Source organism: Mycobacterium sp. SMC-14 (genome assembly GCF_046250075.1).
Classification (GTDB): domain Bacteria; phylum Actinomycetota; class Actinomycetes; order Mycobacteriales; family Mycobacteriaceae; genus Mycobacterium.
In genome coordinates, this window is sequence record NZ_CP176429.1 from 2,365,379 (window position 1) to 2,387,031 (window position 21,653).

At 68.3% G+C, this 21,653-nt stretch carries 26 protein-coding genes and 1 pseudogene; 9 read left to right on the plus strand and 18 right to left on the minus strand.

Annotated features, from left to right (window positions below):
* Window positions 1-7: 7 nt before the first annotated feature.
* From ACKY0W_RS11055 to ACKY0W_RS11065, 3 genes are all read right to left on the minus strand, one after another.
* Window positions 8-1,921, minus strand: a complete 1,914-nt coding sequence (locus ACKY0W_RS11055) for a YhgE/Pip family protein (protein WP_409437577.1) — start codon at window positions 1,919-1,921, stop codon at window positions 8-10.
* Window positions 1,922-1,923: 2 nt separating this feature from the next.
* Window positions 1,924-2,586: an ATP-binding cassette domain-containing protein gene (locus ACKY0W_RS11060; protein WP_409437735.1), complete on the minus strand. Its 663-nt coding sequence runs from the start codon at window positions 2,584-2,586 to the stop codon at window positions 1,924-1,926.
* Between the two features lie 187 nt (window positions 2,587-2,773).
* A complete protein-coding gene (locus ACKY0W_RS11065; protein WP_409437578.1) occupies window positions 2,774-3,661 on the minus strand; it encodes a sigma-70 family RNA polymerase sigma factor in 888 nt (295 codons plus the stop codon).
* Between the two features lie 72 nt (window positions 3,662-3,733).
* Here ACKY0W_RS11065 and ACKY0W_RS11070 point away from each other — a divergent pair, with 72 nt between their 5' ends.
* The gene (locus ACKY0W_RS11070) at window positions 3,734-4,087 is read left to right on the plus strand and encodes a DoxX family protein (protein ID WP_409437579.1); all 354 of its coding nucleotides are present in this window, start codon (window positions 3,734-3,736) and stop codon (window positions 4,085-4,087) included.
* Window position 4,088: 1 nt separating this feature from the next.
* Here the strand turns inward: ACKY0W_RS11070 and ACKY0W_RS11075 are convergent, their stop codons facing one another.
* The 4 genes and pseudogenes from ACKY0W_RS11075 to ACKY0W_RS11090 all read right to left on the minus strand — a co-directional run.
* Window positions 4,089-4,532, minus strand: a complete 444-nt coding sequence (locus ACKY0W_RS11075) for a molybdopterin-binding protein (protein ID WP_409437580.1) — start codon at window positions 4,530-4,532, stop codon at window positions 4,089-4,091.
* A 32-nt stretch (window positions 4,533-4,564) separates the two neighbouring features.
* The gene (locus ACKY0W_RS11080) at window positions 4,565-5,365 is read right to left on the minus strand and encodes a nuclear transport factor 2 family protein (protein ID WP_409437581.1); all 801 of its coding nucleotides are present in this window, start codon (window positions 5,363-5,365) and stop codon (window positions 4,565-4,567) included.
* Window positions 5,365-5,934 carry an isochorismatase family protein gene (locus tag ACKY0W_RS11085; protein WP_409437736.1) on the minus strand — a complete coding sequence of 190 codons (570 nt, stop codon included), beginning with the start codon at window positions 5,932-5,934 and terminating at the stop codon, window positions 5,365-5,367. The genes ACKY0W_RS11080 and ACKY0W_RS11085 overlap by 1 nt, the downstream gene beginning before the upstream one ends.
* Window positions 5,935-5,988: 54 nt before the next feature.
* A pseudogene (locus tag ACKY0W_RS11090) lies at window positions 5,989-6,303 on the minus strand (DUF2784 domain-containing protein); the annotation flags it as partial.
* Between the two features lie 92 nt (window positions 6,304-6,395).
* Here ACKY0W_RS11090 and ACKY0W_RS11095 point away from each other — a divergent pair.
* Complete coding sequence (locus ACKY0W_RS11095; RefSeq protein WP_406757033.1) at window positions 6,396-6,926, plus strand: RDD family protein; 531 nt, start codon at window positions 6,396-6,398, stop codon at window positions 6,924-6,926.
* Between the two features lie 3 nt (window positions 6,927-6,929).
* Here the strand turns inward: ACKY0W_RS11095 and ACKY0W_RS11100 are convergent, their stop codons facing one another.
* Window positions 6,930-8,438: a carboxylesterase/lipase family protein gene (locus ACKY0W_RS11100; protein WP_409437582.1), complete on the minus strand. Its 1,509-nt coding sequence runs from the start codon at window positions 8,436-8,438 to the stop codon at window positions 6,930-6,932.
* A 208-nt stretch (window positions 8,439-8,646) separates the two neighbouring features.
* Here ACKY0W_RS11100 and ACKY0W_RS11105 point away from each other — a divergent pair, with 208 nt between their 5' ends.
* Window positions 8,647-9,354, plus strand: coding sequence for a hypothetical protein (locus ACKY0W_RS11105; RefSeq protein WP_409437583.1), 708 nt, complete (start codon window positions 8,647-8,649; stop codon window positions 9,352-9,354).
* A 3-nt stretch (window positions 9,355-9,357) separates the two neighbouring features.
* On the opposite strand, the gene ACKY0W_RS11110 is transcribed toward ACKY0W_RS11105, so the two are convergent.
* On the minus strand, window positions 9,358-9,696 hold the full coding sequence (locus ACKY0W_RS11110; RefSeq protein ID WP_409437584.1) for a hypothetical protein: 339 nt from the start codon (window positions 9,694-9,696) through the stop codon (window positions 9,358-9,360).
* A 139-nt stretch (window positions 9,697-9,835) separates the two neighbouring features.
* Between ACKY0W_RS11110 and ACKY0W_RS11115 the strand changes: the two genes are divergently transcribed.
* The 3 genes from ACKY0W_RS11115 to ACKY0W_RS11125 all read left to right on the plus strand — a co-directional run bounded on the left by ACKY0W_RS11115 (window position 9,836) and on the right by ACKY0W_RS11125 (window position 11,228).
* Window positions 9,836-10,171, plus strand: a complete 336-nt coding sequence (locus ACKY0W_RS11115; protein ID WP_046314905.1) for an RNA polymerase-binding protein RbpA — start codon at window positions 9,836-9,838, stop codon at window positions 10,169-10,171.
* 146 nt (window positions 10,172-10,317) lie between these two features.
* Entirely contained in the window at window positions 10,318-10,491 is a 174-nt protein-coding gene (locus tag ACKY0W_RS11120) for a hypothetical protein (protein WP_409437585.1), read from the plus strand.
* Entirely contained in the window at window positions 10,488-11,228 is a 741-nt protein-coding gene (locus tag ACKY0W_RS11125) for a GH25 family lysozyme (protein WP_409437586.1), read from the plus strand. The genes ACKY0W_RS11120 and ACKY0W_RS11125 overlap by 4 nt, the downstream gene beginning before the upstream one ends.
* On the opposite strand, the gene ACKY0W_RS11130 is transcribed toward ACKY0W_RS11125, so the two are convergent.
* The 4 genes from ACKY0W_RS11130 to ACKY0W_RS11145 all read right to left on the minus strand — a co-directional run bounded on the left by ACKY0W_RS11130 (window position 11,167) and on the right by ACKY0W_RS11145 (window position 15,855).
* Window positions 11,167-11,919 (minus strand): polyprenol monophosphomannose synthase, encoded by a 753-nt coding sequence (locus tag ACKY0W_RS11130; protein WP_409437587.1) that lies wholly within the window; start codon window positions 11,917-11,919, stop codon window positions 11,167-11,169. The genes ACKY0W_RS11125 and ACKY0W_RS11130 overlap by 62 nt on opposite strands.
* Window positions 11,912-13,717, minus strand: coding sequence for an apolipoprotein N-acyltransferase (gene lnt / locus ACKY0W_RS11135; protein WP_409437588.1), 1,806 nt, complete (start codon window positions 13,715-13,717; stop codon window positions 11,912-11,914). Before lnt ends, ACKY0W_RS11130 begins: the two co-directional genes overlap by 8 nt.
* A complete protein-coding gene (locus ACKY0W_RS11140) occupies window positions 13,710-15,242 on the minus strand; it encodes an amidohydrolase (RefSeq protein WP_409437737.1) in 1,533 nt (510 codons plus the stop codon). Before ACKY0W_RS11140 ends, lnt begins: the two co-directional genes overlap by 8 nt.
* Before the next feature lie 115 nt (window positions 15,243-15,357).
* Window positions 15,358-15,855 carry an FxsA family protein gene (locus ACKY0W_RS11145; RefSeq protein ID WP_409437589.1) on the minus strand — a complete coding sequence of 166 codons (498 nt, stop codon included), beginning with the start codon at window positions 15,853-15,855 and terminating at the stop codon, window positions 15,358-15,360.
* Window positions 15,856-15,934: 79 nt separating this feature from the next.
* On the opposite strand from ACKY0W_RS11145, the gene ACKY0W_RS11150 reads away from it, so the two are divergent.
* Window positions 15,935-16,636, plus strand: a complete 702-nt coding sequence (locus ACKY0W_RS11150) for a dienelactone hydrolase family protein (RefSeq protein ID WP_409437590.1) — start codon at window positions 15,935-15,937, stop codon at window positions 16,634-16,636.
* 4 nt (window positions 16,637-16,640) lie between these two features.
* Here the strand turns inward: ACKY0W_RS11150 and ric are convergent, their stop codons facing one another.
* From ric to ACKY0W_RS11170, 4 genes are all read right to left on the minus strand, one after another.
* Window positions 16,641-17,339, minus strand: coding sequence for an iron-sulfur cluster repair di-iron protein (gene ric, locus ACKY0W_RS11155; RefSeq protein ID WP_409437591.1), 699 nt, complete (start codon window positions 17,337-17,339; stop codon window positions 16,641-16,643).
* Between the two features lie 80 nt (window positions 17,340-17,419).
* Entirely contained in the window at window positions 17,420-17,818 is a 399-nt protein-coding gene (locus ACKY0W_RS11160) for a PPOX class F420-dependent oxidoreductase (protein ID WP_409437592.1), read from the minus strand.
* A 53-nt stretch (window positions 17,819-17,871) separates the two neighbouring features.
* A complete protein-coding gene (locus tag ACKY0W_RS11165; protein WP_409437593.1) occupies window positions 17,872-18,189 on the minus strand; it encodes a hypothetical protein in 318 nt (105 codons plus the stop codon).
* A gap of 135 nt (window positions 18,190-18,324) precedes the next feature.
* Window positions 18,325-19,074 carry an SDR family NAD(P)-dependent oxidoreductase gene (locus ACKY0W_RS11170; protein WP_409437594.1) on the minus strand — a complete coding sequence of 250 codons (750 nt, stop codon included), beginning with the start codon at window positions 19,072-19,074 and terminating at the stop codon, window positions 18,325-18,327.
* 35 nt (window positions 19,075-19,109) lie between these two features.
* On the opposite strand from ACKY0W_RS11170, the gene ACKY0W_RS11175 reads away from it, so the two are divergent.
* Window positions 19,110-19,523 (plus strand): F420-dependent biliverdin reductase, encoded by a 414-nt coding sequence (locus ACKY0W_RS11175; protein WP_046284039.1) that lies wholly within the window; start codon window positions 19,110-19,112, stop codon window positions 19,521-19,523.
* On the opposite strand, the gene ACKY0W_RS11180 is transcribed toward ACKY0W_RS11175, so the two are convergent.
* The gene (locus ACKY0W_RS11180; RefSeq protein WP_409437595.1) at window positions 19,524-20,654 is read right to left on the minus strand and encodes a M24 family metallopeptidase; all 1,131 of its coding nucleotides are present in this window, start codon (window positions 20,652-20,654) and stop codon (window positions 19,524-19,526) included.
* Window positions 20,655-20,686: 32 nt separating this feature from the next.
* Between ACKY0W_RS11180 and ACKY0W_RS11185 the strand changes: the two genes are divergently transcribed.
* Window positions 20,687-21,649, plus strand: coding sequence for a 5'-3' exonuclease H3TH domain-containing protein (locus ACKY0W_RS11185; protein WP_409437596.1), 963 nt, complete (start codon window positions 20,687-20,689; stop codon window positions 21,647-21,649).
* Window positions 21,650-21,653 lie beyond the last annotated feature (4 nt).

A 21,653-nucleotide genomic window follows, 5' to 3' on the forward strand; every position in this document is an offset into this window, starting at 1 on the left:
GAAACCGTCAGACTTCGATCGGCGGGTAGAGGCGTTCGAGGGTGAACTGGCGATCTCGCCGCGCGGCCCAGGAGCTGGCAACCAGTGACAACACCAGGATCCCCGCCAGTACGGCCACCGATGTCCACAGCCGTTCGTCGATGCCGCCGACGGTCAGCTGGCGCAACCCGTTGACGGCGTAGGTCATCGGGTCGTAGGGATGGAGTATCTGGAACGGTTTCGCCGTCGTCTCCACCGGATACACCCCGCCGGACGAAACCAGCTGGAACATCAGGAAGGCCAGGGTGAACACCCGGCCCACGGCTACACCGAGTACGGCGTTGAACGCCTGGATCATCGCCAGGAATGACGCGGCGATCAACGCCAGGAAGGCGACCATGCCCACGGCGTGCCGGGCCTGCAGCCCCACCCCGAAGTGCACCACCGTGTACATCAGCAAGACCTGGCACACCCCCAGCAGCAGGGCCGGCCAGTACGACGCGAGCACCACCCGTAGCGCGCCAAGGCCATTGACGATGGCGCGAGTCTGCAGCGGGGTCAACAACATCCACACAATCAGCGAGCCGATGAACAGCGCCAGCGGCAAGAAGAACGGGGCGAACCCGGTGCCGAACGTGGCGGCATGATGGGTGAAGTCCATGTCCACCCCGACCGGGCTGGCCAGGATTGCCGACACCTCGACACGCTGCTGGTCGGTGATGGTGGACGCACGCTGGTCGGCCTCGCCCAGTCCCGACGCCAGCTGCCCAGCACCGTCCTTGAGCTGATTGCTGCCGTCGGTCAATTGGCCCAGGCCGTCGCTGAGCTGGTTCGCCCCGGCTACCAGCGCGGTGGCCCCGTCGCGCAGCGCGAGCACATCTGATTTGAGGCCGCCGTCGAGGGCGTGGGTCATGAACGTGCGCAGCCCGCTGTTGGGATTGGCCAGATCGTTCTCCAGCTGTTGGGTATCGGCGCGCAGGTTGGTCAGGCCCTCGTCGGTGGCCGGGTCCAGGCCCTGCACGTCGAGCAGGCGCTGGGCGCCGGCAAGGGTGTCGCCGAGTCCGCGCACCGCCGGGTCGGGGTTGTTGCGCAGTCCCTCTACCACCTGGTTGACGATTCCGGCGGCCTGTTGGTAGTTGACGTTGAGCGACGCGATCCGGTCACTCACCGTCTTGAGGTTGCCGCTGAGGCTGGCGGCGGCCGCGCCGGCGGCGTTCGGGTCGAAGCCCATAGCGGCCAGGTCATCGGTCATCTTGAGCAGCGGATCGGTGGCGTTGTGAACACCGCTCGACAGCTGACGTATTCCGTCGGCGAGCGCGGCCGACCCGTCACGGGCAGTGCCCATGTTGTCGGCCAACGTCTTTGAGCCGTCAGCGAGTTGGCCCGCACCGTCCGCCGCCTTCTTGACCTCGTCGGTCACCTGGGTCAGCGCGGTACCGATCACCTGTTGACCGACCTTGGCGCTCACCTCGTTGAGCACCTCGCGGGCGGCGTTCTGCCCCATAACCGAGGCCAGGTAATTGTTGGCGTCGTTGAAGCGGAACTGGATCTGCGCTTTCTGCGGGTTCGGGCCCGCCGGGGACACCACCGCCGTGCTGAAGTCGGACGGCAAGGTGATCGAGAAGTAATAGGTTCCGTCGGAAACTCCTTTGACGGCTTCGCTTTCCGACACTTGATGCAGATCGAGCTGCTTGGAGTCGATCAGCGCCCGGGTGACCTCGTCACCGGCATGCAACTGCTCACCCGAGACCACGGCGCCGGTGTCCTGGTTGACCAGGGCGACCGGGATCTTGTCGATGGCGGCGAACGGATTCCAGAACGCCCACAGATACATCGCGCCGTAGAGCAGCGGCAGCACGATGATGGTGATCAGGGCCAGCCGCGGCATGGTGCCGCGCGAATAGCGTTTGAGGTCGGTGCCCAGTGACATTCCGGCGAGCATGATCAGCGGTTCCCCTTCTCGTGTCGGCCGGGAACGAGCTCCGCGCGCTCCAGACGGTCGACGGTGATCTGCCCGGCGAGCCCGAACCCGTCGGGAATCGGGTTGGCCGACGAGGTGATCACGGTCTGCTTCTCCCCCAGCGCGACCAGCCGGGTAAGCAGGATGGCGCGATCGCGGCTGTTTTTGATCTCGTCGATGCTGCCGACCACCAGCAGCGGTGGACGTGCGGTATTGGCCAGTGCGATGCGCAACAACAGCCCGGTCATTTCGTCGAGATGCTCGACGTAGTCGTGCAGTTGGGGTACCGGCAGGTCGCCGAAGACCGGGCCGCAGATCGCGTCGCGCTCGGCGTCCCCGGCACGGCGGACCAACTGATACCAGGGTGCATCCCAGCGGATCTGTTCGGTGATCAGGTCCGCGACCGTCACCGACTCGAAAATCGCGTCGAGCTGTTCGATCCCGGCCAGGGCAGCGACGCCGAAGATGTCGCGGGCTTTGCTGCGCCCGAGGACGGTGAGCGTTCCCGACGACGGTTTCATCCGGCCGGCCAGGTTCATCATCAGGGCGGTGCGACCCGACCCCGGAGGGCCGACCAGCACCGTGGTACCGCCGGCCGGGACATCCAAGTCGAGCGGTCCGAAGACGCGCCCCCACGGCCCGGTCATCGTGATGCCGCGCGCCACTACCGCCGCGGCCGGTGGCTGCGCCGCTGCTGCCGTCTCACCCGCAGCCGTTGTCTGCCCTGCGGCCGTCGTGTCGTCTGGCACCGGACGTCCCCCTCACATCAGTTCGCGTGACCCATCAAAGCAGAACCCGCCGCCATGGGCGGCCGTCACGTGTTCTTGCAGCGGATCAGGTCTCCGGGAGTTGCAGCGTCGCGGCGCGTAACCGCTCGGGATCACCGGCGATATCAATGGTGTGGATGCGCCCGTCGTCGCCGATTCCAATGCGCAACAGGGCCAGCAGGCGACCGCCGGGCGCGATCGCGATACCCGGTGCACCATCGATGAGCAGCACGGCACCGGCTCGTGCCCGCCGGGTGAACTGCCGGGTCTCGGTGGCGACATCCGCGGCGCCGCGCATCTCGATCGGCGCGTCGGCAGGTATCAGCACCGGGTCGACACGCCGCACGACGTCGGGCGCCAACAACTCCAGCAGGGCCGGGATGTCGCCACCGCGCGAGGCGGCCAGGAAGGCGCTCACGACCTCGAGATGTTCGGTGCGGTGTCGCGGTTGCTCAGCCGGCCCGGCCTGCAGTCGGGCCCGGGCACGGCTGGCCAGTTTCTTGGCGGCATCCGGTGAGCGGTCGAGTAATCCGGCGATCTGCTCGAACGGCACGTCGAACACGTCGTGCAGCACGAACGCAACGCGCTGTGCCGGTGACAGCCGGTCCAGCACCACCAGCAGCGCGCGGCTGACCTCCTCGGCGCGCAGCACCTCCTCATCGGCGGCCGGTACGGCCAAGGCTGGGGCGCTGTCCCACTCGGGTGCATCCGACAGTGCTTGCTCGACGTGCCGCGCGCGGGCCCGCAACTGGTCTATGGCCACGCGTGCGGTGATGGTGGTGAGCCATCCGGGCAGATTGTCCACCGCGGCAAAGTCGGCACTGCTGGCCTTCAGCCAGGCTGATTGAACGGCGTCGTCGGCGTCTGCCGCCGAGCCGAGCAGATGCAACGCCACCGAATGCAGACGCCGGCGGTTGTCTTCGAACCGCAGGGCCAAAACGTCGGTGTTGCCCATAGGTCACCTTTCCCGTTCGGGAGTCGTCACAGGGATAGAGCCAGATCCACCGACGACAGGAAGAGCAACACCATGAGCGTACAGACGATCTATCTGGTGACCATCGTGGTCACCGCGGTCACCACCATCGCCATTGCCGTACCCGACTTCATTCCGGCACAGTTCGTCGTGGCCAACTCCGCGCGGGTGGGTGTGCCGCGGTCCTGGTTGCCGCTGTTGGGCGGGCTGAAACTGGCCGGCGGCGCCGGCCTGCTCGTCGGCCTGGCAGGAGTGCCGCTGCTCGGCGTCGCCGCCGCGGCCGGCCTGGTCGCCTACTTCATCGGGGCGGTGGTGACCCACATCCGGGCCGGGGTGCTGTCCAACATCGGATTCCCGGCCGCTTACCTGGCGCTGTCGACGGCGTCGCTGGCGATCCTGCTGGCGTGACCTATCCGAATTCCGTCGCCGGGTCGGTATGGCTGGCCGCGCCGGCACGTCGTGGCAGTTCGACGACGACGTTGGTGGCCTTGACCGAGGCGACGACCAGGCTGCCGGGCTGCAGCTGCAGTTCATCGGCGGCCTCCCTGCTGACCAGCGAGACCAACCGGAACGGGCCGGCCTGAACCTCGACCTGTGCCATTACCGTGTCGCGGGTGACCTTGGTGACGAGCCCGACCATCCGGTTGCGCGCCGACTGGCCGACCACGGGATTGCGTGACACCGGTTCGACGGCAGCGCGCTCCTGGGCGAACCGCGCCAGCTCGGCGCCGTCGACCATGCGGGGCCCACTGCCCGTCGTCAGCGACAGGCGACCGGAGTCGATCCACCGGCGGACGGTGTCGTCGCTGACCCCGAGGAGCTCGGCGACTTCGGCAATTCGAAAGCTCGGCACGTAGGTGAGTTTATCGCCGCGGTCGCGCCTCATCAGGCTCCTGGGAAATACCGGACTTCGCTGATCGGCGCGCCACGGCCGATGACGTCGAAGAACAGCACGGCGCGTCGCTGCGCCGAGGTGATCGACACCGCCACGGTGCTTCCGGCGGCCAGCATCTTGGTCAGGCGTGCGCCGTCGAGCTGCGTGCCGAGCTCGGCCAGGTCCGCAGCGGTGTCGTCGCCGTAAGTGACTGTGGCACTGGCTGATAGCAGACCCCGGGCGGTGGCAGTGTTGCCCGCTGCGATCGCTTCCAGGAAAGCTCGTGCCGTCTTCTTGCCCCTGCTTCCCGGCCGACGGAACCCGGAAACGAATCCGGCGGTGCCGGCCAGCCGCTGATTGCGCAGCAGCGATCGTGACAGCCCGACCCCGGCGGGCAGCGCGGCGACACCGTTGCCCAGGAATTGCCCCACCATGGCCGGCAGTTCCCAGTAGGCGCGAAGGCGCTGCAGCTCCCAGCCGCCGGCCGATTCCTGCAGGTCATACCGCAGAATCGCTGGAATGTGCATGGTGACCGACGGTCCCATCGCGACCTCGAGCTGCAGATCCCGAACGACCGTCGTCCCGCGCACAATGTCCAGATCACGATGGAAGGTGATGTCGCGCGGACCGATGAACGTGTCGTAGAACCGGCCGATCTGCTCGGGGCCGACGTGCGGGCGCGAACCCACCGGATCCTCCACCCGGCCGTCGGCACTGAACAGCCCTGCCCAGCCGGCCCGGTCGTGGGCGGCCGCCGCGGCTGGCGATTGCTCGACTGCGGCCAGCAGCTCCGCGGCCTTGGCGTCGGTCATCAGATCGCCTCCATCACAGTGACTCCGGCTCCGCGCATCGCCGCCAGCGCGGCGGCCGTCGACTCGGCGGAGGTGCCAGCGGTCAGGGGCGATAGCACGGCGGTGGAAAATCCTTGGTGCACAGCGTCTTTGGCGGTGGCGCGTACACAGTGCTCGGTGGCGACGCCGACGACGTCGACATCTCGCACCTTGCGATGATGCAGCCACTCGCCCAGCGAGGTGCCCTGGTCATCGACACCCTCAAAGCCGCTGTATCCGGTGTCGTAAGCGCCCTTTTTGAAGACCGCCTCGATCCGCTCGGTGCTCAATGTGGGATGAAATTGCGCACCGTGACTTCCCGCGACGCAGTGCGGCGGCCAGGATTTTTGGTAGTCCGGATGCTTAGAGAAATGCGCGCCGGGGTCGACGTGCCAATCCTGAGTGGCCACCACGTGCGCGTAGCGGGCCCTACCGACGGGGCCGTCCACGTAACGGCTGATCTCCTGTGCGACGGCCACGGCGCCGTCCACCGGGATCGCTCCCCCATCGCAGAAATCGTTCTGCACATCGACGATGACCAGCGCCCGCATGCGCTCACAGTATCGTCGGCGCCGCAGCGCTTCTCGGCCACACAGCGCCCAGGAGCTGAGGACCGTTACCAGCACCGCGACCTCGACTGCGGTGGTCCACGCGGGCGGGTACAGCACACCGGTCAGATAGTGGGCGATGAATCCATCCGGCGGCAGCGTGGCCATTCCGGCGGCGGCGCGCGCCCGGCGCTCCAGCCAGGTCAGCGGGCAGTCCAGGTGCGCTACCACTATCAGCACCGCCCAGAATGCCGCCGCTACATGTAGCCACAGGGTGCGTGGCCACCGCACGGCGAGAAAGCCGCCGACCACGACGTAGCCGACGAACGCAAGATGCGACGCGACGATGAGCGCCACCGCGATCTGGTACATCAGCGCGTCGTTTCGCCCTCCGCAGAAACCGCTTCCGCCCCTGTTGGTCACGGTACATTGGCGAACATCCAACGTGGTCAGGAGCGAATCTGATGACAACCGGCGATTTCGGCCCGAATGGTCCCGGATATGGACCCGGATACGGTCAGCCCGGCGGCTATCCGCCCCCGCAGGGCTGGGGTCCGCAGCCCGGATGGGGACAGCAACCGGGCGGGCTGGGCAGGCGCTTTTGGGCCCGCGTGCTCGACGGTGTGTTGGTCGGCATCGTGGCGTTCTTCCTGTCGGTGTTCCTGTTCTCCGACGATTACCCGTTTCTGGTGACCGGCCTGTTCTCCGGGGCGCTGACGTTCGGCTACTTCGTACTGTTCGAGGTGACTCAGGGGGCTACCCCGGGCAAGCGCCTGCTCGGGCTGGCGGTGCACGGGCCCGACGGGGTGTCGAAGCCGACGGCTTCGCAGTCGGCCATCCGCAACTCGTTCACCTTGCTGGCCGTGGTCCCCTATCTGGGTGCGCTGCTGGCCTTCGTGGCCTATGTCGTGATCGCCGTGACGATCAGCGGCAGCCCGACCAAGCAGGGCAAGCATGACGAGCTGGCCGGCGGTACCCGGGTGACCCGCGCCTGACCGTCAGTGGGCTAGCGAGAAGCCCTGCCAGGCCTTCCGGCGCTCGGGGGCCGGGTCGTATTCCAAACGGGTCTTGCGGTCGAACACCATGACGGCGCGATCGTCGGAGGTATAGGCCGGCCAGTTCTCGCCCGGCACCCCCGCCCGGCTGAACGCGCCCCAGCGGCGCTGCACCTGCTTGCTGACCTGCAACGCCGTCCGGCGGTCCGCGCCGGCGGTCAACAGCCGACCAAACCCGCCACTGCGGTACACATCGAACACCGCGAACAGTTCGGTCGCGTGGGTGGCACCCATGCCCGACCAGCGCAGCATCCGCGGCGCGTAGTCGTAGCGGTAGACGTAGGTGGGTGCGTGGGTGCCATGGGCTTCGGCGATCTGCCACACCGCAGCGTTGAAGGCGAAATCACCGCCGAGCCGGACGCAGGCCGCCCGCTTCGGGTAGTCCGGATAGGCGGCGATGATGCGATCACGCACCCCCGCGTCGGTGCCGGCCAGGACCGCCTCCACCATTGGCTCGTCGACCGGCAGCATCCTCAAGAACCGGGTGAACAGGCGCCCCTCATCGGCGTTGCTGCCCACGATGAGCGGAACACGGTGGGCTGTTCCCTGCCGCATCGCCTCAACCGGATCCACCGGCAGAACGTCGTCGCCGCAGACCGGGCCGATCGGAAACGCGCCCAGCATGTCCCGGTTGCCGTCGGCGATCAATCGGTCCTGGGCGGCCAGCAGCTCCGACGGCGTCACGCGCAGCAGCGTCTGGGCGCCGTCGGACGGCCGCACCCCGAGCAGCGCGGCGAATCGCTCGGCGAAGGCGGCGGCGATGTCGGTGTTGCGCACCAGCCCGGCGGCCGGGCTTTCGGCGATCGCACGGGCGAACAGGCCTTGCGCGGCGGGCACCGCCAACAGGGTGGCCACCGCGTGCGCCCCCGCGCTTTCCCCGAAGATGGTGACGTTGTCGGGGTCGCCACCGAACGTCGCGACGTTCTCCTGGACCCAGCGCAGGGCGAGCACCAGGTCGCGCAGGTACAGGTTGCTGTCCAGGGTGACTTCGGACGTCGACAGGGACGACAGGTCCAGACACCCCAGCGCACCCAGTCGGTAGTTGACCGAGACGTACACACAGCCGCGCCTGGCCAGCGCCGCGCCGTCATAGATGGGGGTGGCCGAGCTGCCCATGATGTAGCCGCCACCGTGGATGAACACCATGACCGGCAGCGGGCCCGCGTCGGCGTCCTCCGGGGCCACCACGTTGAGCGTCAGGCAGTCCTCGCTGGTCGGCTGGAACCGGCCGGGGCCCAGGACCGTATAGAACCGTTCCTGCGGCGCGCAATTGGTGAATCCGTGGCAATGGCGCACCCCCGACCACGATTCGGCCGGCTGGGGCGCCCGAAACCGCAGCGGGCCCACCGGTGGTCGTGCAAAGGGGATGGATCGCCATCTGCGCACCCCGTCGCGAACGAAACCCTCCACAACGCCGGTGGCGATGCGGGCCTGCACAGGGTGGTTATGCATGAGGCGAACGGTAGCGAATCACCCGGTGGTTAGCGAACCTCGACGAAGGAGAGGTGAGGCTGGACCGCCGCTTGAGCAGGGTGGTTAGCGAACCTCGACGAAGGAGAGGTGAGGCTGGACCGCCGCTTGAGCAGGGTGGTTAGCGAACCTCGACGAAGGAGAGGTGAGGCTGGACCGCCGCTTAGACAGGGCCGGTTAGCCTAACGGCATGCGTCTCACCGGGCTGATCGCCGTATTGCTGTTGATCGCCGGATGTTCGGGGGCCAAGGTCGAAGCGCCGGAGCCGACTTCGACTGGGACGTCTCCCGCCAGCGCAGCCCCGCCGTCGACGTCGGTGACGTCAACGTCGGCGAAGCCGCCGGGGCCGCTGGCTCCCCCTGCTGAGGGCGCAGCGATCGCCGACGTCATCGCCTGGATAGAAGCCGGCCACCCCGTCGACGCCGCCGCGTACCACAAGGCCACCCGTGACGGTGAGGTCACCGACCTCATCGATGATGTCGCCTTCACGGTGGCAGCTGCGCCCCGCCGCGCCACCACCTGCATCAGCGATTCCGGTTCCCCCGACAGCGCCCTGGCCTGCGTGGTGGATCTGGCGAACCCGCCGGCGCAACCCGCCGACATCTATGGCGAGTGGAAGGGCGGCTGGGTCGACTTCGGCGGCAACACGCTGCGGGTGGGCTCCGCACACGGCGATCCGGGCCGGTTTGTGCACGGCGACGGGGCGCAGCTGCCGGACGGGTCCTCGTTGTCGTTCGGCGACTACCGCTGTCGGGCGGATCAGGTAGGGCTGATCTGCGTGAACTACGCCCACCGGTCGGCGGTGCTGCTGCGCCCGGCGGGCATCGGGACTTTCGGCTGCCTGCACCCGGTACCGCCGCCCGCCGACGCCGGCGAACAGTTCAGCTGCGCCAGCTGACGATCAGCGCCAGCGGTCGGCAGAATCGACGGCCTGAAGCAGCGTGTCGCACAGTTTCCGCAGCTCATCGTGGGGAGCGTCTTCGGACAAGGCGGTCGCGATGTCCTCGGCCGCACATCGCACCTGATAGACCCGGTCGGACAGGGCGGTCGCTTCGTCTGCGGAGAGCACCACGGAGTCCGGCGTCAGCGCGGTCGTCTTCCCGCTGCTGATCAGGGCACGCTGCTCGTAAGCGCGCTGCCGGCAGGACTGCCGGCAGTATTGCCGCCGCCGGCCGATCCCGGCGTCGCCCACGTCGCGGCCGCACCATCGGCACGGTTGGGGGCGGGGACTGCGAGGCACGTCGCACACCTTAGTCCGGAGACCGCGACGTTCCCGGTATCATGAGAGGTCGCGCCATATGCGCCGGGAACTTCAGAGGGTTCGCTCGCGTTGACACTCGCGAGGCATTTTTCACCAATAGGCATAAGGAGAGTGGGCCATGGCTGATCGTGTTCTGCGGGGCAGTCGGCTGGGAGCCGTGAGCTACGAGACCGACCGCAACCACGACCTGGCGCCGCGTCGGATGGCGCGCTACCGCACCGACAACGGTGAAGAGTTCGAGGTGCCCTTCGCCGACGACGCGGAGATCCCCGGCACCTGGATGTGCCGTAACGGCCTGGAAGGCACCCTGCTCGAGGGCGACGTGCCCGAGCCGAAGAAGGTCAAGCCGCCGCGCACCCACTGGGACATGCTGCTCGAGCGCCGCTCGGTCGAAGAGCTCGAGGAGCTGCTCAAGGAGCGCCTGGAGCTGATCAAGACGAAGCGGCGCGGCTGAGCGCTGCAGGTGTCGAACCACTTGACGGCCTCCTGAAAGCCCCGACGACACGGCTGCCTGCCTGACCTGCACCGCTGCGGCGGAGTGATCTGGGCGGTTCGTCGCATCAAGCCGCATCATTCGACCCCGGTGGGACGATCTACGCGATGAACAAGCTGGGAAGCCCGACTCGCGTCGGGCAGGTTCTGCGGCAGGCCGGCGCTGTGGCCACAGCGATCCGGACCGACGACGGGCTGCGCTGGCAGGTGCGTCGTGAACGCGACGGCCTCATCCGGGTGACCAAGCGTCTTGCCCACACCAGCCACTGGAAGCCGTCGTGACGCTGTTCTATCCGGACTGCAGCAACAACAACTGGCAGTCAGACCGCGACGCCGTCCGCTTTCTTGAACAGCTTGCACCCGAGGGGTTCAGCGGCCTGTGCCACAAGGTGTCCGAGGGCAACTACTACGAAGACCCATACTGGCCCACGGTGCAACAGTGGTGCGTGGCCGACGGCTTTCCGCTGATCGGCTACCACTACGTGACGACCGACGATCCCGAGGCGCAGGCACAAACCTGGTTGGGCAACAACGGCGGTGCACGGACCATGTTGGACTGGGAGAACGGCGGGGGCAACCTCGCCAACCTGACTGCTGTGGTGAACGCGTTCAACAACGCCGGCGTCACCGTCCAGCTGGGCTACTACCCGCAGTGGTATTGGCACCGCCAGGGAGGCGGCAGTCTGGTCAACCTGGCCAACGCACTGGTCTCATCGGCCTACCCCGACGGACCCGGGTACGCATCGGTAATCTACGAAAACTCCGGCGGTGCCTCTGGCAGCGGCTGGCTACCGTACGGCGGTGTTGCCCCGGCAGCGTGGCAGTTCACCAACCGCGCACTCATCGCCGGTATCACCGTCGACTGCAACGCCTACCAAGGTGACGACATCAGAGAACTTTTCGGCCTCACCGTTGGCCATGGCACCGCGCCAACGGCACCGCCACCGGCAGTGAGCCTCAGCCGCGCGCACCCCGGAGCCGGTTCACCCGGCCGCCGATCCCCCACCGCGCGACCTTGACCATCGCTTCGCGGATGTTGGAGCCGCTCATCTTCGACACGCCCAGCTCACGTTCGGTGAACGTGATCGGCACCTCGGTGATGGTGAACCCGCTGTTGACCGCCCGCCAGGTGAGGTCGACCTGGAAGCAGTATCCCTTCGAGTCGACCGCATCCAGGCCGATCTTCTCCAGCACTCCGCGCCGGTAGGCGCGGTAGCCGGCGGTGATGTCGTGGATTCGGACGCCCAGCAGCAGGCGCGCATAGGTATTGGCGGTCTTGGACAGCACCAGCCGGCGCACCGGCCAATTTCGCACCGTCCCGCCATCGACGTAGCGCGATCCGATCGCCAGATCGGCACCCGCGTCGATGGCATCCAGCAACCGGTAGAGCTGTTCGGGCGCGTGGCTGCCGTCGGCATCCATCTCCACGATCACCTCGTAGTTGCGCTCCAGGCCCCAGGCGAAACCGGCTAGGTAGGCCGCGCCCAGTCCGGCCTTCGAGGTCCGATGCATCACATGAATGCGCGCGGGATCGGCCGCGGCCCGCTCGTCGGCCAGCTTCCCGGTACCGTCCGGGCTGCCGTCGTCGACGACGAGGACGTGGACTCCCGCACGGGCCTGCTGTAGCCGGTCCAGGATGATCGGCAGGTTCTCCAACTCGTTGTAGGTGGGGATGACCACCAGAGTGTGCAGGCTGGGACGCTCACTCATCGGCGCCGCTCCTCCCATTCTCCGCATCGGCGCCGGTGCGGCCCCGCTTGAAATGACGTCGCGTAATCGGACCGCGCATGAAGTTTCCATTTTGCCGTATGGCGGCCAGCAGGGACGCAACGGCCGCTCCCAGCAGCACCCATTGCAGTACTGGCGCCCACCGGGTCGCCGGCGTCAGCGTGGTCTTGAGCCGCACGTGACTGTCGAGGTAGGCGGGCTCGAAGAAGGCGGTACGGGCCAGTTCACGGCCGTCGGGGGCGATCACCGCACTGATCCCGGTGGTTCCGGCGACGACGACGTAGCGATCGTGCTCGACAGCGCGCACCTTGGCAAACGCCAGCTGCTGGTCGCTCATCGTCTGATCGAAGGTGGCGTTGTTGGTCGGTACCGTCAGCATCTGGGCGCCGGCGAGCACCGACTGGCGCGGCGCCCGGTCGAAGATCACTTCCCAGCAGGTGCTCACCCCGACCGGGACGCCGGCGACATGAACCACCCCGTTGCCGTGCCCGGGAACGAAGTACCCGGCCCGGTCGGCATAGCCGGACAGGTGGCGGAAGAAGTCGCGCCACGGCAGATACTCACCGAACGGTTGCACGATCCGCTTGTCGTGGCTCTCCCCCGGCCCGGTGCGCGGATCCCACACCAGCACCGAATTCGAGGCGACCGGATTGTCCCGGCTCCAGCCGGGCGCGGCACGCACCGTGCCCACCAGGATCGGGGCGTCAACTGCTTGGGCGGCGACGGTGATCTGCTGGGCGGCATCGATGTTGGTCAACGGGTCGATGTCCGAGGCGTTCTCCGGCCAGACCACGAACAGTGGTTGCGGGACGCGTCCGGCCGCGACGTCCTCTGCCAACCGCAGGGTTTCGCGGACGTGATAGTCCAGTACCTCCCGGCGCTGGGCGTTGAAGTCGAGCCCGAGCCGCGGCACATTGCCCTGGACCGCGGCCACCGTGATCGACGGTTCGTTGCCGGCGCCCACGCCGGAACGGCGCACCCCCGGCCACACCATGACCGCGGTCAGCATCACCAGGCAGATACAGAGTCCGGGCACCAGCACCGCCGGCGGGCGGTCGGTTGAGTCGGGGGTAGGTGGTGTCCGCAGCCACCGCACGATCTCCATCGTCAGAGCGGTGCCGGCGTAACCGATCAGTGCCACTCCGGTCGACAACAGCGGAACACCACCGAGTGCGACCAAGGGCAGCAACGGTCCAGCGGTCTGGCCGTACCCCACCGCCCCCCAAGGGAACCCACCGAACGGGAACACCGATTTGGCCCATTCTTGGGCTGCCCACAGCAGCGCGAACCAGATCGGCCAGCCGGCCAAGGAGCGCACTGCGACCGCCGCCGAGCCGAACAGGGCGGGAAACAGCGCACACATCAACGCCAGCATCAGCCAGGGCAGCGGGCCGACCAGCCCGCCCACCCACGGCAGCAGCGGGAGATAGAACGCCAGGCCGCACAGCAGGCCGTATCCGAATCCGCCGGCGACGGTGGTCTCTCGGCGAACGAGCACCCAGCCCAGCAGCGCGAACGCCACGATCGCGGCCCACCACCAGTTCAGCGGGGGGAAGCTGGACCGCAACAGCATGCCCGCAGCCACCGTTGCGGCCAGCTGCGCCCAGCGATCGGCCGCGGCGATGCCCAACCGTTCCAGCCGATTCGGCCCGGTGCGGGATGGGTGGGTGGGTACGTCAGCAGCCGGGTGGGCGGGAACGTCACCGGCCGGGTCTATGGGAATGTCGCCGGCCGGGTCCGCGGGGGTTGCAGCAGCCGGTTCGTCCGTGGTCTCAGCCATGCAGGACCTCCCCGCGGTGCACCGTGCGGCGGCAGCGGGGGCTGGCGCCCGGCTCGAGCACCGGTAGCGCGGGCACCCGAGCACGCGGATCGGTCGACCACCGCTGCACGGTGTCGCGCGGCGCCTCGACGGCCAGCGTGCTGGTGTCCCAGACCGCGTAGGACGCAGGTGCACCGGCCACCAGAGTCCCGGTGAGGCCGTCGTTGATACCGGCGGCTCGCCAGCCACCGCGCGTCGATGCAGCGAAAGCCGCCCGCATCGATATCGCGCTACCCGGCGTGCGGTGGTGTGCGGCTGCGCGCACCGCAGCCCACGGATCCAGTGCGGTCACCGGGCTGTCGGAACCGAACGCGAGAGGCACGCCTTGGGATGCTAACAGCGCGAACGGGTTCAGCCCGGCGGCTCGCTCGGCGCCCAGGCGCTGGGCGTACATGCCGTTTTCGCCGCCCCACAGCGCATCGAAAGCCGGCTGCATGCTGGCGATCACGCCCCAGGAGCCCAGCTTGGCGGCCTGTTCGACGCTGACCATCTCCACGTGCTCCAGCCGGTGCCCGCAGCGGGCCACCGCGGGCACCCCGAACCTCTCCACCACCTGTTCCAGTGCCGAAACCACCACGGCGACCGCGGCGTCGCCGATCACGTGGAATCCGGCGGTCACCTCCGCCTCGGTGCAGGCCCATAGGTGGGCGGTGACCGCGTCGACGTCCAGGTGGCACACCCCGTTACAGCCGGCTGCGTCGGCGTAGGGATCGTGGAGCCAGGCGGTGTGCGAACCCAACGCCCCATCGACGAACAGATCGCCGCCGAGCCCGCGCGCGCCGGTGTCGGCGATCAACTCGCGGGCCTGGGCGGCGCTGGTGACCGCTTCGCCCCAGTAGCCGACGATCTCGACGCCGTGACCGCCTTCGCTGAGGGCTCGTAGTTCGCGCCAGTCGTCGAGGCCCCCGATGTCGGGGCCGGCGCATTCGTGTACCGCGGCTATCCCGGCAGCGGCGGCGGCATCCAGCGCAGCCACCCGGGCCTCGGCTCGCTGCGCGGCGGTGAGCAGGCCGCCGGCCACGGCGCGAACCCGGTGGTGGGCATCGCCGGACAGCGGGGCGGCAGCGCCGATTCCGGTCGGCAGTTCCGGCACCAGAGTGCGCAACGCGGTCGAGGCCAGCGCGGAGTGGACGTCGGCGCGAGACAGGTATGCGGGTCGGTCCCCCACCACAGCGTCGATGGCCGCGGTGTCGGGGGCACGGCCGTCGGGCCAGCCGGATTCATCCCAACCGTGTCCGCGGATCGGCTCGCCGGGATGGGCTGCGGCGTAGTCGGCGATCAGTTGCAGGCAGTGCTGCGCCGAGGTCGCCGGCCGAAGGTCCAGCCCGATGCGGCACAGGCCGGTCTCGGTGAGGTGAACATGGCTGTCCACGAATGCCGGTGTCACCAGCGCGCCGTCGAGTTCGAGCACTTCAGCCTGCGGGAACTGCTCACGGCCGACGTCGTCGCTGCCCAGCCAGGCCACCACGCCGTCCCGGACCGCCATAGCGGTGGCGTCGGGATGACTCGGGCTGTGGATTCGCCCGCCGAGCAGTAAGGAGGCAGGCCTGCCGGTCACAACGGTCACGTCGTAGAAAGTACGGGTTGACGCAGACTGCGGGTCAGCCGACCGGAAGGGCGCGCTGCCCTGGGTCACTGACGTCGGTGACATCCATGAACTCGGCGTCGATGTACTCCGCTGCGCTCCCGGGCGCGCGTCGGGTGGTGTACCACTGCCGGCCGACCGACGCCGCAGCCACCAGCGGGGTATGCCTGCCCAGCGCGGTGGCCGCCACCGCCGCCAGCAGCGGGCGGGCGGCGGCCCGGGTCGGGGGCGCCAGCAGCAGCAGACCCACCAGCGAGGTCACCGGTCCCGGAACCAGTACCAGCACGGTGCCGACCGTGACCAGCCCGCTGTCGGCCAGAACACCCGGGTCTGCGGGCTTGCGCAGGCGGTGGATCTGGCGCCTGATCTGTCCGCTCGCCAGCACCAGGCCGGCCAGGAAGGTGCCCAGCAGCAGCAACGTCGTCCAGCCGAATCCGATCGTCCAGATCAACGCGGCAACCGCCGCCACCTCGACCAGGGCGTAGAGACCGAAGATCCGCAGCACACCGCTCACCATGCCATCCTCAACGTTCCGGCCGGTGATGTGGTTCCAGCCCGTCGCGGCGAGGCGCCGAGACGGCAATACTGAGGCGATGACGACGATCCACCTCGAGGCACCCGCCGGCCCCATCGATGCGCTGCTAGATGTTCCGGCTGGGCCAGGGCCGTGGCCCGGTGTGGTGCTGATTCACGACGCGATCGGCTACGGCAGGGACATGCAGGCCATCTCCGAACGTGTCGCGGAAGCGGGCTATCTGGCCCTGTCACCGAACCTGTACTCCCGGGGCGGCCGGGCGCGCTGCATCACCAGGGTGTTCCGCGAGCTGCTCACTCAGCGCGGCCGCGCCCTCGACGACATTCTGGCCGCCCGCGACCACCTGCTGGGCATGCCGGAGTGCTCAGGTGCGGTCGGTATCGCCGGCTTCTGCATGGGCGGCCAGTTCGCCTTGATCCTGGCGCCCAAGGGATTCGGCGCCTCCGCGCCGTTCTACGGTGTGCCGCTTCCCCGCCACCTCGAGCAGACCCTCGACGGCGCCTGCCCGATCGTGGCCAGTTTCGGAGGCCGCGACCCGATGGGTCGCGGTGCCGCCGATCGGCTACGCCGGGTGGCCGAGGACAAGGCCATTGCGCACGACATCAAGGTCTACCCCGGAGCGGGCCACAGCTTCGCCAACGAGCTGCCGGCACAGCCGCTGATCCGCATCGCCGGCTTCGGCTACAACGAGGCGGCGACCGACGATGCCTGGCAACGCGTGTTCGGCTTCTTCGGCGAGCATTTGCGCGCCGAATCGTGACAGGTCAGCCCGGAGCGCCGGCCGCCGCGAGCACCCGCGGGAACAGCACGTTGTTCTCCTTGTGCACGTGCAGATGGATGTCGGACTCCAGGTCCGCCAGGCCGGCCAGCATCGCGGTATAGCTGGCGCAGGCGTCCGCGGGGACGGTGTAGCCGTCGGTGAGCTCACGCAGTTCGGCCAGCAGATGACCGGCGTTGTCGTGCTCCTGCTGGTTCTCGGCCAGTTCGGTGCGCACCTCGTCGGGCAGCGGGCGGTCCGGTCGCCCCGCGTGCAGGCTGATCTCGGGGAACAACAGCGTCTCTTCGGTGCGCAGGTGTGGCTCCATGGCGCCGCGGAGCTGATGGAACACGTCGCGGACCCGCAGCAGTTCGGCGTGGTTGGGGCCGTGCACCCGCGCCACCTTGTCCACCAACTCCGCCAACCGCGGGAACTCGTCCCACAGGAATCGGTGGTGGGTGCTGACAATGTGGGCGATCAGCGAGGGGTCGTCGTACTCGGCCCAGTCGGCCGGCCGGCCGGGTGCGGTGGCGTTGAGCGCGGCCAGCAGTTCGTCGGCGTCGACTCCGTCGGCGGCGCACGCCGCACCGAGGGTGCGCTGACCGTGGCAACAGAAATCGATCCCGAACCGGCTCAGGATGCGGGTGGACGACGGGTCGGCGGTGACGATGTCACCCAGGATCTGATCGGAAGTGACGGTGGCCATGGTGGCTCCTAAGCGGTCGAGGTTCCGATCCAACAATGCTCATTTCAATGAGCAAAGTCCATTATATGTGACCCAGTCGATCACGCCCCGGCAGCGTCGTCGGCCGGGGTCAACGCCAGCCCGACATTGGTGCGCATGCCGCCGCGCAGCTTGCTGAAGAAGTTGAACACCGGGCCAATGAGCTTGTAACGCTTGCCGATCGCCGCATAGACGGCGCCGTTGTGCGACTTGTCCAAGACAGTGGCGACGGCCTCGATCGCCTCACCCTTGGGTCGTCCCCGCACATCGCAGACCGCCAGCGTCACCCGCGGGGTATTGCGGATTCGCTTGACCTTCCAGGACGACTCCTGGGTGATCACCAGCAGTCGGTCACCGTCGGCAGCGGCCCACACCGGCGTCGGCTTGGGCCGGCCATCTTTGGTGAACGTGGTCAGCAGCAAATAGTCGGACTTGGCGATCTGGGCGAAAGTAGGGGCCATGATCGCGAACCTACCCGCCCGGAGCCCCAGGGCCCGCGTGCATGGCCGAACGGCTACAGCGGTGGGCGGCTCGCGATGGGATGCAAATCTGCGAGCTTGGGCAGCTCGGACTTCGACTGCTCGGTATCCAGGTAGTCGGCCACCGAGGCGCGCGAGATCAGCCCGTAGCGGACCAGCAAATCGACCGGATTCAAGCCGAAGTGCTCAGCGACCCGGATAAGGTTGTCGGCTGTGATCAGCCGACCTTCGTGCGCCGCCTTGTAATAGGCGGACTTTCGATAGCCGAAGGCCTCGTAGACCTCCGTCGCTGGGAGCTGCCTACCGACTAGGTAGGGCAGGACCACCGATGGGTCCTTCAAACGATCGTCCATGGATTTCGACTATAGTCCTGTTAGGCGGGCATTAGCCAGCATATTGTAGCGAAATTCATGCCGAATCCCTACCTGGGTAGAAGGTTACGGTTCCGTAACATTTTCTCCCCGAGTCCCGGGCCGGCGCTGCGACACCTACCGCGGCATTCGGCGCCAGACGGCTTGCGGCAACAGCCTCAGGGCGGCGAACAACGGGCGCAGCGCCCACGGCACCCACACCGTGCGTCGGCCCTTGCGCAGTGCCCGGGACGCCGCCAGCGCCACCTGCTGCGGGGTGCTCGCCAGCGGCGCAGGGTCCATGCCGGTGGTCATCCGGCCGACGACGAAACCGGGCCGCACGATCAGCAGGCCCACACCCGTGCCGTGCAGGGCGTCGGCGAGTCCGCCGGCGAAACCCTCGAGACCGGCCTTGGCCGAACCGTAGACGTAGTTGGCCCGTCGCACCCGCACTCCAGCCACAGAGGAGAAGACCACCATGCGGCCCCGGCCGGCGGTGCGCATGGTCGCCGCCAGGTGAGTGAGCAAACTGATCTGGGCGACGTAGTCGGTGTGCACGACGGCCACCGCATGCGCCGCATCCGACTCTGCGCGGGTCTGATTGCCCAGGACGCCGAACGCCAACACGGCGGTACCTAGCGGGCCATGCTCGGCGATCAGCGCGGCCACCAGAGCGCCGTGGGCGTCCAGGTCGTCGGCATCGAACTCTTTCGTGTGCACCGCGACAGCACCCGCGTCGCGCACCGCGGCGACTTCGGCGTCGAGCCGATCGGCGAAGCGTGCCGCCAGCACCACCGTCGCCCCCGGCGCGAGCTGCCGCGCCAGTTCGAGGCCGATCTCACTACGTCCGCCGAAAATCACTACCGGCCCGTCAACCGTGTCGTTCACGGCTGAGATTATCGCCTGCGCTAGCGTGGGCGGTGATGGCGAACGCGACGACTCGACTGACCAGTGACGCGTTGGCGTTTCTCACCGAACGCCACCTGGCGATGCTGACCACGCTGCGGGCCGATAATTCGCCGCACGTGGTCGCCGTGGGTTTCACCTTCGACCCGAAGACCCATATTGCCCGCGTGATCACCACCGGTGGTTCGCAGAAGGCGGTCAACGCCGAACGGGCCGGGGTCGCCGTGCTGAGCCAAGTCGATGGGGCGCGCTGGCTCTCACTGGAAGGCAGCGCCACCGTCAACGACGCCCCCGCAGCGGTTCGTGACGCCGAGCTGCGTTACGCCCAGCGCTACCGCACGCCGCGGGTGAACCCGCAGCGTGTGGTGATCGAAGTGCAGGTGGAACGCGTGCTGGGCTCTGCCGATCTGCTCGACCGCGGCAACCGGTAGTCAGCCGACCGGTACCACCACCAGCTCGTGCGGCTGGCCGTTCAGTGACTCGGCGCCGTCGGCGGTGACGATCACGATGTCTTCGATTCGGGCGCCCCACTTACCGGGAAAGTAGATGCCGGGCTCGACCGAGAACGCCATCCCCGCGCGGAGCGCCTCGTCATTGCCGGCAACGATATAGGGCTCCTCGTGCACCGACAGGCCGATGCCGTGCCCGGTGCGGTGCACAAAGTATTCGGCCAGGCCGGCCTCGGCCAGCACATCGCGCGCCGCCGCGTCGACCTGTTGCGCCGTTACGCCCGGGCGAACACTGGCCACCGCGGCGCGCTGCGCCTCCTGCAGCACAGAATAATGTTGTGCTACCTCGGGATTGGGCTCCCCCAGGCTGTACGTTCTGGTCGAGTCGGAATTGTATCCGGGCTCGACTGGGCCGCCGATGTCGACGACCACGATGTCACCGGCTTGCAGCACCCGCTCGGAGCACTCGTGGTGCGGGTCGGCACCGTGTGGCCCCGAACCCACGATGATGAAGGCCACCTCCGAATGTCCTTCGGCCACGATCGCTTCGGCGATATCGGCGGCGACGTCGGCTTCGGTGCGGCCCGGGACCAAGAACTCCGGCACCCGGGCGTGCACCCGGTCTATCGCGGCGCCGGCCTTGCGCAGGGCATCGATCTCGCTGGGGTCCTTGATCATTCGCAGATCACGAAGCACGCCGGTCGCCAACACGGGCGTTGTGCCGAGCACATCGACCAGCGGCAACAGGTGCAGAGCGGGCATCGAGTCGGTGACAGCGACCGCCGCCGATGTTTGACCGAGCGCCTCGCCCACCATGCGATAGGGATCCTCACCGTCGACCCAGTCGCGCACCGCCACCCCCAATTCGGCCACCGCGGATTCACGCAGCGCCGCCAGCTCCAGCCGCGGGACCACCATGGTGGGCGCACCAGCGGCCGGCAGCACCAGGGCGGTGAGCCGCTCGAAAGTCTGGGCCCGCGAGCCGATCAGGTAGCGCAGGTCGTAGCCGGGCGTGATCACCAGGCCGGCCAGGCCGGCATTCGCGGCAGCTGCGGCCGCGGAGTTCAATCGGTGAGAGTAGACACTGCTTTCGAACCGGGAAGTCACGCACATCAGGCTATCGGGCGGCAAATAGGCTGGCACCCATGACTGCTCCCGTGTTGCTGCTCGACGGTGCCAGTATGTGGTTTCGCTCCTACTTCGGGGTGCCGTCCTCGATCACCGCACCCGACGGCCGGCCGGTGAACGCGGTGCGCGGCTTCTTCGACTCGGTGGCGACCCTGATCACCCGCCAGAGCCCCGGACGGCTGGTGGTCTGTCTGGATCTGGACTGGCGGCCGCAGTGGCGGGTGGACCTGATCCCGTCCTACAAGGCCCACCGGGTGGTCGAAGAGGCTCCGGCCGGCGCTGACGTCCCCGATGTCGAGGAGGTGCCCGACGAGCTGAGCCCGCAGGTCGAGATGATCGCCGAGCTGCTCGACGCATTCGGGATCGCCACGGGCGGGGCGCCGGACTTCGAGGCCGACGACGTGCTGGGCACCTTGGCGGCCGCCGAACGTCAGGACCCGGTGATCGTCGTCAGCGGCGACCGCGACCTGCTTCAGGTGGTCACCGACCAGCCGGTCCCGGTGTCGGTGCTCTACCTGGGCCAAGGTCTGGCCAAAGCGACGCTGTTCGGCCCGGAGGAGGTGGCCGAACGCTACAGCCTGCCGCCGGAGCGGGCCGGCGCTGCCTACGCCGAAATGGCGTTGCTGCGCGGCGACCCCTCCGATGGGTTGCCCGGGGTTGCCGGCATCGGCGAGAAGACGGCGGTCGGCCTGTTGACTCAGTACGGCTCGCTGGCGGCGGTGCTGGCCGCGGCCGCCGACCCGGGATCGCCTATGGCCAAGGGAGTTCGGGCCAAACTGCAGGCCGGGCAGGACTACATCGAGGCCGCCGGTCCGGTGGTACGCGTGGCGACCGACGCGCCGGTCAGCCTGTCGACAGCGTCGGACACCTTGCCGCGGGTGGCCGCCGACCCGGCGCGGGTCGCCGAGCTGGCGCAGCGCCTGGGCGTCGGCTCTTCGATCACGCGGCTCCAGCGGGCGCTCGACGCCCTGCCGGATTAGGCGG